This is a genomic window from Streptomyces roseolus (assembly GCF_014649855.1).
Classification (GTDB): Bacteria; Actinomycetota; Actinomycetes; order Streptomycetales; family Streptomycetaceae; genus Streptomyces; species Streptomyces roseolus.
The window spans coordinates 296-10,886 of sequence record NZ_BMTV01000062.1; the positions used below are offsets into that span (position 1 = coordinate 296).

The window sequence follows — 10,591 nt, forward strand, 5'->3', positions numbered from 1 at the left end:
GGGGTTCCCTTCGGTGGGTGGGGTGTGCGGAGTGGGTCGGTGTCGTGCTCGGCCGTTCAGGCGGCCGGGATCAGGGGCTCGGAGTGCTGGTGCAGTCCGGGCAGGGGCGGCCGGGTGCCGGCGGCGGCGTGCAGGGCGTGCAGGACGCCGGCGGTGCCGGTGGCCAGGTCCATCGAGAGGCGGTAGTGCTGGGCGCCGGGGAAGGCCAGGCCGTCCCGGTAGCCGATGGCGTGCCAGCGCAGCAGCCTGAGGTGGCGCCGGAGGGGTTCGTGGGTGCCGGGGCGGTCGCGGTGGGCGGCCAGCAGGGCGATCAGTCCGGCCCGGCCGGTGAACAGGTCGTCGTAGAGGACGAAAGGGGCCCGGGCGGCGTACAGGATGCCGTCGAGGAGCTCTTGGAGGGTGTCGTCGTGGCGGTGGCGCAGGTAGTGTCCGGCGGTCAGGGCCAGGCCGGCGCTGCCGTTGGCGAGGTAGGGCAGCAGGCGGGTGCCGTCGCGGAGGTTGACGGCGCCTTCGTCGCTGCGGACGCAGTGCTCGGCGTCGGCGTGCAGGGCGCGCTGGGCGAGGTCGAGCAGGGCGGGGTCGCGTACCGTCTCGTAGCGGTGCAGGAGGAACGCGGCGGTGCCGGTGGGTCCGTGCATCAGGCCGGCGCGGCGCGGTGCGGGGCCCGGGTCGTCCAGGTGGTCCAGATGGTCCGTCAAGCGGGCGGTGAGGACGCCGAGTTCGTCGCCGAGGTCGGTGCCGCGGGCGGGCCGGTGGAGGTGGTGCAGGACGATGCCGATGCCGGCCAGTCCCCCGTACAGGGAGGTGTCGTCGGTCGGGGCGGCGCGCTGGATGAGCTCCAGGGCCTGCTCCGGCCGGCCCAGCCGGTCCAGGGCGAGGGCGGCGCCGTGGAGTCCCGAGTAGAGGCCGGGGCGGGCGTCGGCGGCGTGGCGGGCGGCCCGCCAGAGCCATTCGGTGTGCTCTTCCCGAACGGGGTGGCCGGTGGTGTGCAGGGTGTGCAGGACGCCGGCGGCTCCGTGGGCCAGGGTGTAGCCGCCGTCGTGGAGCGCGGCGGGGTCGCCGGGGAAGAGCCGGTCGGTGCGCTCGGGGGTGGCGGAGGCGGTCAGGGCGCGGGCCAGGCGGGTGCCCAGGGCGGTCAGGCCTGCGGCGCCGTCCTCCTCGCCCGGCCAGTGCGCTGTCGGCCGGGCGGAGCCCGCGGAGGTGGTGGAGACGGTGGAGGTGGTGGGCGCCGCGGGGGTGGTGGAGGTGGTGGGGCGCTGCAGTGCGGTGCGTATCTCCTCGTGCCATGACGGCGGCAGGGGGAAGAACTCGGACGCGGCGGCGAGGAGTTCGTCGAGCTTGCCCGCCTCGAGGTCGATGAGCATGGTCAGCGGCAGCAGCATGGCGAGCCGGATGCTGTGCAGGGCGTAGTGGTCGCGGGCGAAGCCTTCGGGGGCGTGCGGGGCGACGAAGCCGGGGCAGCCCATGCTGGGCGGGGTGTCGAGGCCGGGGCGGTGGGCGGTCTCGAAGTCGATGAGGCAGACGCGGCCGTCGGGACGCAGCAGCACGTTGGTGGGGTGCAGGTCGCCGAAGGCCCAGCCGCGTTCGTGCATGGCGTCCAGGGCCTGGCGCAGCTGGCCGGCGATGTCCTCGACCTTGGCGCTGTAGCGGGCCAGCGCCTCGGGGGTGGGGTCGGGGCGTACCAGGGGGTTGTTGCGGGCCATGAACTGGCGCAGCGTCTCGCCCTCGACGTACTCCTCGGCGAGGTAGTGGTGTTCCCAGGCGGTGAAGCGGTCGAGCAGGCGGGGTACCCAGGGCAGGCCGGACAGGGCCCGCAGGGCGCGTTCCTCCTGCTCCAGGCGGGCGACCGCGTCCGTGCCCGATCCGTCGAGGCCGGCCAGGGGGCGGGCCTCGCGCAGGACGAGCTCGCGGCCGGCGGCGTCGCGGGCCCGGTAGATCCCGCCGCCGTTGGAGAAGTGCAGGGCGGCCTCGACCTGGTACGGCAGGGGGTCCAGGCTCTGCCGGTCATGGGCGTTCAGCGCCTCGCGCAGGACGTCGGGCGGGGTCAGCCAGGCCGGCAGCTGGAAGTACGGTTCGCGCCGGTCGGGCACGAGGCTGCCGTCGGGGGCCTCGATCGCGAGGATCCTGGTGCCGTCGGGCTCGGTGCACCAGCGCTCCGTGAAACCGCCGTAGCGGACGTAGAGGGGACCGTTGCCGTAGCGGAGGTCGCCGAGGATGTACGGGCCGGTGAAGCCGGACAGCCGCCGGTCGAGATCGGTCAGGACGGTGGCCAGGCGCGCCTCGTCGGCGGGGTAGAGGGTGAGGAGCTTGCCGCTGCTGCCGCGCCGGGCGTACTTGCCGTTGTTGAGCAGGTGGATGCGGTGCGTGGGCAGGAACTTGTGCGCCACGCGCTCACGCAGGCAGTACTCGCTGACCAGGTCGATGACGCGTTCGGCGTCCTCGGTGGTGGAGGAGACGTGGATCTTGTAGCCCTGGGCGGGCAGGGACGGGTCGCCGGGGCCGTCGGGCACCAGGTGGATCCAGCTGGCCGTCTCGTGGCGGCGGAACCCTGCGGGCGTCTCGCGGTCCGCTGCCGCGAACCGGCGCTGGTCGCCGCCGCCGGCGGGGTGGTCGTAGAACAGCGGGTCCGCCCCGGCGTACACATGATGGTTGTCTCGCACCTGATCCACCCCTTCTCGATCGCTGCCCGATCGACTTTCGGCCTGTCCGCAGACCGGTTCCTGAACGACGCCGCGTGAGCGGCAGAAGAATTCTTTGTTCCGTTTTCCCGGGTCCGGGGCCCGGACATTCTTTCCCGGGCTCTGTCCGGTATTTGTTCCCGTTCTGGTTCCGGCGTCTTTCCCGGTTTCTTCGTCTCGGGACTTTTCCCGGGGCTTGTACCGAGGTGTTCGTGGATCGGTTCCGGGAGTCTTTCTTGCGGGGTTCGCGTCAGGCGAGGACCCAGGTGGAGTCCGTGCGGCTCTTGCGGCCGAAGACGTCACCGCCGTCGAGGTTGCCGTCGGAGTCGGAGAGGAAGGCCGGCGAGGTGGCGGGGGTGGTGTTCATGTCGGTACCTGCTTCCTTGGAAGGTGTGCGGCGGGTGTGATGCGTGTGGTGTGAGCGGTGGACGTGGCGCGTGTGCCGGTGTGCCCGTGCGGCGTAGGCGACGCATGTGGCACATGTGGCGCGTGTGGTGCGTATGGGCTCGGCCGGGCGGCCGAGAGGGAGGGGGCTCAGCCGCCCCAGGTCACGTCCTCCACGGACGGGGTGGGCGTCGGGGTGGGCTCCCCCTCGGCCGGGGAGGGAGCCGGCTCCTCCTCCTGCCCCGGGACGGTCAGGACCGTGACGGTGGAGACGGGCGAGGTCGGGGAAGGCGCGGTGACGGCGTTCGCCGCGACGCTCGTGGCTCCGAAAGCGATCAGGACGCCGGCGGCGAGGGAGGCGATGCGACGAACTGTCATTTCAATTCCTCTCGTGATGGAGAACGTCTGGGGAAACCTTTTTCCGGTTCCCGCTTCCCGCTTTCCCGGCCGCCTCTTTCCGGCTGCCGATGGCTCTACTGTGGCGTCTCCCCGGACCGGAGGGAACGGGTAACGGCTGGACGGATCCTGCAGTGGCATAAGCCGTCCACCCTCCCCCGCCCCGGGCCGGAACCGGCCAGGCCCTTCGGCAAGCCCGCCGCACGCCCGTGACCAGCACCTCCCCGGGCGTCCCCGTCCATGGCGGACCGCGAGGGGGCGGGAGGCCCAGGAGGGAGGAGAGGACGGTGACGGGCCGGGGAGGGAAAAGCGGCCAGGCAGGCTCCGGGGGCTCCATTGGGGCTCTACGGGGCTCCCCGGGGCCCACGGGGCTCGGGCGCGGCGGCGTTCTCCCGGCCGCACGGCTCGGGGAGCGCCGCCGCCCGCAGCGCCGCCCGCCGCCTGCGGGTGGGGCCGCCGGAGCGGGCCGGCCGCGGTTCCGGCCCGTACGGCCGTCCGGGCGCCCGCCGGGGGCGCAAGGGCCGGCGGACGGTTCCGACCCCGTCCTGACGGCCGCCCTGCCTGAACCCCGCTGCAGGAGGCCGCTTTCCTCGACGCTCCGGGCCCGGGTTCGGCAGGCCCTCCCGGATGTGCGGGCGTGCGGGTGAGCAGAGGCCGCACCCCTCGCGGGCGACGCGACCGGGGGCGTCGGCCCCGACCCGCAACTCCCCTGCCAGGCAATGGAGTTCCTGGGAACGCTGACAGCGGGTCCCCGGCGGAACCGGCATCCGTCAGGTCCTTCGGTTCGGGTCTCCCCCGGCCGGGACACGCACCGGCGGAAGGGGGCACCGGACCCTGCGAACGCCCAGCGCGAGCTCCTCGCGCATGCCGGGGGCTTCGTCCGCGGGTCCGGGCAGTGGTTGCCCCCGGCGGGCGCGAGGCGGTTGGATCAGAGCGGGGTCGATCTTCACGAGAACGAACGTCACCCGAAGCCGGAGCCTTCGCCCGGCGCCGGAAGCGAATGGCCAAGAGGAGTGCCGTGGACTGGTCGATGGGACTGCTCGGCTTCGCCGCCGGGTTGTCGGTCTCGGTGGCCACAGCGCCGGTGGGCGTCTCCGGAGCGGTGTTCCTGCTGCCCGTCCAGGTCAGCGTGCTGGGCGTGCCGAGCCCGGCGGTGACACCGACGAACCTGCTCTACAACGTCGTGGCCGGCCCCGGCGCCCTCCTCCGTCACTGGCGGGCCGGCCGCCTCGAAGGGCCGCTGACCCGCCTCCTGATCGCCGGGACCCTGCCCGGTGTCGTCCTCGGCGCACTGATCCGTGTCTTCGCCGTACCCGGACCCCGCGTCTTCCGGCTGCTCGTCGCGGCGTTCCTGCTGCCGCTCGGACTGTGGCTGGGACTGCGAACCGTACGCCCCGCACCGGCCCGCACGCCGAACCCGCTCGCACCGCGCACCACGAGCGTGCTGGCCCTTGCCGTCGGTGTCGTCGGCGGCGTCTACGGAATCGGGGGCGGCTCCCTGCTCGGCCCGATCCTCGTCGGCCGCGGAACCCCCCTCTCCGCCGTCGCACCCGCCGCCCTGGCCGCCACCTTCGTGACCTCCCTCGCCGGTGCGGCCACCTACACGCTGCTGTCCCTGACCGCCACGGGCGCCGTCGCCCCCGACTGGTTCCTGGGCCTGTCCTGCGGCACCGGCGGTCTCCTCGGCGGGTACCTCGGCGCACGCCTCCAGTCCCGCCTGCCCGAAACCGCCCTCCGCCTCCTCCTCGCCGCCCTGGCCACCCTCACCGGCACCCTCTACGCCGTGCAAGCCCTGGGCTGACCCCAGGGACGTCCGGCCGCCCCGCCGCACCGGGCCCCTGCCGGGCAACCGGGTTCCGGCTCGCTCGCTTCGCGTGGAGCGGTCGCGCACCGTCGACGCGGGGTGCGAGCCGCAGGGACAGCCGCCCCGACACACCGGTCGGCTGCGGAGCGGTCCCCGCTCTCGGAGGAACAGGAGCCGGCCCGTCCCGTACACCCGCCGTGTGAGCATCCTGATCCGGTCGACGCGCCCCACCACGACGCCCGAGTTCCGGGGCAGGGCGAGACCGGCGATGACGACGCCACGGCCGCGGTCGACATCCGCGGGGAGCATGGGGAGACCGGGCAAGCCGTCGCCGCGGACGGCGTCGAGCCACTCGACAATCCCTCGGCAACCCCTCGACAGCCTCTCGCCTGCCCCTGCCGCCGACCGAGCAGCGCTCCTGCCGCTGCCGCTGCCGCTGCCGCTGCCGGGGGAGAATTCCCCGGGCACAGTGACGTCGTCGGCAAGGATTCCGGCAGCACGGCAGGTCGGTCCGAGCAGGCACCGGATCGTCCGGCGCCGGTGCCGGAATGCCGGCACCGGGCCCGAGCGGGCCCGGGTGACACGGAGCGGCCACCTCCCGAGCGAGGCGGCGTCACGAGCAGAGCGGGTGGGCGAGCAAGGGCCGGCCCGCACAACGCGGGCGAACGGGTACGGCCCCTGCCGCCCTCAAGCCCCGCCGAAGCCCGCCGTCGGCCCAGACCCGGGGCCAGGAAGGGCCGTTGCCCAACGGTGTCGTCGCGGAGCACGTACACCAGCTCCCCCACCCCACCCCACCCCACCCCACCCCGCACCGTCCCATCCCCTGATACCGGTTGCGGGGCCGGGGCCACGCCGCCGCACCCGGAGCGAGGCGACGGCGCGGTGACGGCCGCGCCCGGGGCGACGCACAGCGCCTGACGGCCGGCACGCCGGCGCCCGCGAGGAGAACCGGTACGCAAGCACCGACCGGTACGTACGAAGGAAGTGGCGGTGGCCCGGTCGGCCCCTGCGGGCCCCGTCCACGTACGGCCGTTCGCAGGCGCGCGGCAGGAGCGTGCCGCCAGGCCGGGTCTTTCGGATCAGGCCGGATCGGTTCGCGGTGTCCGGAGCCGTGCATCGCAAGGCGGAGGAGGGAGTCCAGGCGGTGGGGCACCTCCCAGTGGCAGCCGGGGGACACCGGTGACCGACGACAACGCGGCGAGGCGCGGTGCCAGGCGTCGCGAGCCCGGCACGATCCGGAAGACGCGGCCTAACCCCACGGATCCCAGGGCGCGTCGATCAGCGCCGCGCCACACCCCAGCAGCGCCCATCCGTGCAGCGGACCGGGCGCCTGGAGGGCGCGGTCGCACACCCCCGAGGCGTTGCGTTCCGCCTCCGCGAGCGTCCCGGTGGCGAAAAACAGACCCAGCACCCACTCCTCCCCCGACTCATGGACGCTCACATGCTCCAGGCACTCCCCCTCCCGGGCCTGGCAGCACACGAAAGCAGCAGCGTGGGAGGGCAGTCGCTGGCCTGTGGGAGCCCTCAGACGGGCGTGTACGAGATACATGAACCCGATCCTCCAAGCCCCCCACGACCTGCCACAACCACATTCCCGGGGACGCTTCCGGCCATGCAGAAACCGTCCACCTGTGCGGATCGACACGATGCCTTTACAATCCGTGCACTCCTGAGGCGACCAAGGAAAGGTCGAACAGTGCTGGACATATTGGGACTCGACACCGACGCCGAACGTGTCTACCGCGCCATGCTCGGCCGGCCCCAAGACGGCGTGGGCGAACTCGCCCGCCTGCTGTCCATGACCGAAGAACAAGTACGCGCCGGCCTCGACCGACTCAGCGAACTCGCCCTGGTCCGCCCCTCCGCCCACGAGGGCGCCGGCTTCCGCGCCATCAGCCCCGAAACCGCCATGGAAGTTCTCCTCGCCCGTCAGCAAGCCGAACTCGCCGCCCAGCAGATGCGCGTCGAGGCCTCACGCGCCGCCGCCGCCCAACTCATCGCCGAATGCTCCGCCTTGCGCCCCCGCTCCCCCGACGCCGACGCCGAACAGCTCACCGGCCCCGAAGAGATCCGCGAACGCCTCGCCCGCCTCGCCGCCCAGGCCACCACCGAGATCACCACCTTCGCCCCCGGCGGCGCCCACACCACCGCCGATCTCGAAGCCAGCCGCGCCCCCAACGCCGAGCTCCTCCAGCGCGGCATCCGCCTGCGCACCGTCTACCTCGACAGCGTCCGCAACCACACCCCCACCCTCGACCACGTCGACTGGCTCAACACCCACGGCGCCCAGGTCCGCACCAGCCCCACCCTCCCCATCCGCATGATCATCGCCGACCGCACCCACGCCGTCCTCCCCATCGACACCAACGACGCCCGCACCGGCGCCGTCGTCCTGACCGGAGCCGGCACCGTCGCCGCCCTCTGCGCCCTCTTCGAAAGCGTCTGGAACACCGCCACCCCCCTCGGCCACGCCCCTCGCACCGACCCCAACGGTCTCCCCCCGCAGGAATCCGCCACCCTCCACCTCCTCGCACAGGGACATACCGACGAAACCATCGCCAAACACCTTGGCGTCTCCCCCCGCACCGCCCGCCGCATCGCAGCCGACCTCATGGAACGCCTCAACGCCCGCTCCCGCTTCCAGGCCGGCGCCAACGCCGCCCACCACGGCTGGCTCCCCAGACCCTGACACCGCGCCAAGCACCTCGGGCGCGGTCGCGGACGGAGGCGCTGAGCGCCGGATCGACCCGTGCGGTGCCCGGGCCCGGGCCGGTGGCGGAAAGAACGACGGCGAGGAGAGGGCAGGCCGGTCGAGGAGCGCGGGGGCCGGCAGGAGCGCCGCCTCCTGGATCAGCAGGCCCTTCGCGAGGGGCGGCCTGCGGCCGATGCGGTCGACGAGTCCGGCCGTCTTGACCGCCGTGACCAGGGTGGACAGGGCCGGGCGGTCTAGGTGACGGTGGCGAACACGCTGTGCCGGCCGCTGGCTCCGTCGGGGATGGTGCGGGTACTGCGTTCGGTCTGGACCCGGCCGGTACCGTCGGTGGCCCGGACGGTGAGCGTGTGGCCGCCGGCGGCCGCGTTCCAGCGGTAGGACCACTGGCGCCAGGTGTCGACGGTGTCCTGCGCGGCGAGGTCGGCCTCCTGCCAGGGGGACGCCGAGCCAGCGGGCGGTGCCGACGTAGGGGCCGCCGACCTCGTTCGACACGCAGGTCAGCGTGATGTCCCGTTCGATCAGGGGGCGAGCGAGGAGCTGGTCGAGGGTATAGGTGCGGGGGCGTGCAGCCGCAGGCGCCAGGTTCGGGCGTCGACCTTGGGGACGACCAGTGCCGTGTCCACGCGGTAGAAGTCGCGGTTCGGTGTGACGAAGGGGCTGATGCCGGGCACCTTGAGCCGGGCCCCGGCCGGTACCGGCGGGGCGGGCGAGGCCGGGGCGGGCAGCGCAAGGCTGTCGCGGGAGGCGACGGCGCCCTGCCCCCGCCGTCCGCTCAGGAACCGGCCGAGAACGCCGGCGCACGCGGCCGCTCCGGCCGTGACGGCCGCCGAGGTGAGAAACGCGCGCCGGTTCCAGCCGTCCTCACCGTCGCTCCCCGACGAGAGCGCGCCCCTGGCCGGGACCGCCTTGGCCGCCAGCAGGTACAGCGCCGCGGCCCCTGCCGACGCGCCGGTCACGGACGGCAGCACGTCGAGCGGGCCGGCGTCCGGACGGCTCAGTGCCGCCCCCGCCCCGACCAGGCCGAACAACAGGACTCCGACCACCCCCGTACGCCGGTGCCGCAGGGCCACCATGCCCAGCCCCATCGCGACCAGGGCGAGGACGGTGAGGATCCCGAGCTGCAGGACCGTCTTGTCGCTCTCGCCGAACGTGCGGATCGCGAAGTCCTTCACCGGCGCCGGCGTCCGGTCGATCGCCGCTCCGCCCACCACCGTGACCGGCCCGGCCTCCGGACGGACGAGTGCAGTGGTCAGCTCGGCGACGGCCAGTGCGCAGAAGCCCGCGACCAGACCGGCCGGCGCGCCGGGCCATGCTCTGCTGATGATGTTGCGGAAGCTGCTCACGGCGGGGATTCGGCGGCCACCGCATCGCGGATGGGTCACTCATCAGAAAGAGTGTCGGCCAAGGCGCCCTTGACGGGCGCGGCTGCGGCCACAGCCAAGCCACAGCCACAGCCACAGCCACAGCCACAGCCACAGCCACAGCCAAGGCAACGGCCAAGGCTGCGGGTGGCTGTGGCGTCAGCCACCCGCAGCCGACCCTTCCGGGGCACGGCTCTGCGTGCGGAAGCAGCCCGGTGCCGCTTCCGCCCGTGCCCCGGTCGGGTCACCGGCCCGCCCACCCTCATGGATCACGGGCCGGAGTCCAGTGCCGCCGGTCAGGCGTTCACGCAGGTGTTGCCGAACGCGGGGTTCAGGAGGCCGATCACACCGACGGTGTCGCCGCACACGTCGACCGGCACGTGGACGGGGACCTGGACGAGGTTGCCCGACCCGACGCCGGGCGAGTGCGCGGCCCAGCCCTGCGCACCCGCGTCGGCGGCGGCCGTCGAAGCCCCTCCCATCACCACGGCACCGGCCGCCCGGGCCACGGTCGGACCGCTGCGCGTACGCGCCATCGCACCACCTCCGGAACGAGGATCCGTCCGCCCGCGCGGAGACGTGCGCGGGCGGTGAGAACAGGCGGACGTGTCCGCTCTCACCGGGGCTTCGCGGCGATCGCCGGTCCGGCTGGGCCTCCGTGGCCACATTCCCTCGATCGGGTCGGTCGGAGGCCCTGAAGGCGACGAAACCGCTCCCATCCGTACGCGTGTCCGCTACGAAGAACGTTCACAGACACCCCCGCGTTCTGAGCACCCGATCTCCTGTCCTGGTCCCTCCGGATCAGGGCTTCAGCGACGAAGGACCCGCATGCGATGGACCGCCCCGCCCTCACCGGCACCACCCGGCGTCTGCGCCTGGCCGCACCCGGCGGAGGGGGTCCGGTGAACGACCCCCTCCCCTTCCGCCCTACTTCAGGGAGCACCGGATCCCCTGATCTTCCCGCCGTCATGGAGCAGGTCGCCCGGGGCGACAAGGACGCCTTCTCGGTCCTGTACGACGCGCTCGCGCCGATGGTCTTCGGCATCGTGCTCCGGGTCGTACGGGACCCCGCGCAGTCCGAGGAGGTCACCCAGGAGGTCATGATCGACCTGTGGCGCCAGGCCGCCCGCTACCGCAGCGGGGCCGGCTCCGTCAGCGCCTGGGCCGCCACCATCGCGCACCGCCGGGCCGTGGACCGGGTCCGCTCCGCCCAGGCCGCCACCGACCGCGAGCACGCCCAGGCCGTACGCGACCA

At 73.6% G+C, this 10,591-nt stretch carries 7 protein-coding genes and 1 pseudogene; 3 read left to right on the forward strand and 5 right to left on the reverse strand.

Features of this window, described 5'->3' with window-relative positions:
• Positions 1-56: 56 nt before the first annotated feature.
• Positions 57-2,660 carry a class III lanthionine synthetase LanKC gene (gene lanKC / locus IE245_RS36175; protein WP_189955651.1) on the reverse strand — a complete coding sequence of 868 codons (2,604 nt, stop codon included), beginning with the start codon at positions 2,658-2,660 and terminating at the stop codon, positions 57-59.
• A 552-nt stretch (positions 2,661-3,212) separates the two neighbouring features.
• The gene (locus IE245_RS36180; RefSeq protein WP_189955653.1) at positions 3,213-3,440 is read right to left on the reverse strand and encodes a hypothetical protein; all 228 of its coding nucleotides are present in this window, start codon (positions 3,438-3,440) and stop codon (positions 3,213-3,215) included.
• A 1,036-nt stretch (positions 3,441-4,476) separates the two neighbouring features.
• Between IE245_RS36180 and IE245_RS36185 the strand changes: the two genes are divergently transcribed.
• On the forward strand, positions 4,477-5,259 hold the full coding sequence (locus tag IE245_RS36185) for a sulfite exporter TauE/SafE family protein (RefSeq protein ID WP_189955655.1): 783 nt from the start codon (positions 4,477-4,479) through the stop codon (positions 5,257-5,259).
• 1,252 nt (positions 5,260-6,511) lie between these two features.
• Here the strand turns inward: IE245_RS36185 and IE245_RS36190 are convergent.
• Positions 6,512-6,673: a hypothetical protein gene (locus IE245_RS36190; RefSeq protein ID WP_189955657.1), complete on the reverse strand. Its 162-nt coding sequence runs from the start codon at positions 6,671-6,673 to the stop codon at positions 6,512-6,514.
• 285 nt (positions 6,674-6,958) lie between these two features.
• Here IE245_RS36190 and IE245_RS36195 point away from each other — a divergent pair, with 285 nt between their 5' ends.
• Positions 6,959-7,951 (forward strand): LuxR C-terminal-related transcriptional regulator, encoded by a 993-nt coding sequence (locus IE245_RS36195; protein WP_189955659.1) that lies wholly within the window; start codon positions 6,959-6,961, stop codon positions 7,949-7,951.
• 257 nt (positions 7,952-8,208) lie between these two features.
• Here the strand turns inward: IE245_RS36195 and IE245_RS36200 are convergent.
• Positions 8,209-9,327 (reverse strand): annotated as a pseudogene (locus IE245_RS36200) (molybdopterin-dependent oxidoreductase).
• A 305-nt stretch (positions 9,328-9,632) separates the two neighbouring features.
• Positions 9,633-9,872, reverse strand: coding sequence for a chaplin (locus IE245_RS36205; protein WP_189955661.1), 240 nt, complete (start codon positions 9,870-9,872; stop codon positions 9,633-9,635).
• Positions 9,873-10,238: 366 nt separating this feature from the next.
• Here IE245_RS36205 and IE245_RS36210 point away from each other — a divergent pair.
• On the forward strand, positions 10,239-10,591 hold a 353-nt coding region (locus IE245_RS36210), incomplete at its 3' end, for a sigma factor (RefSeq protein WP_268256637.1).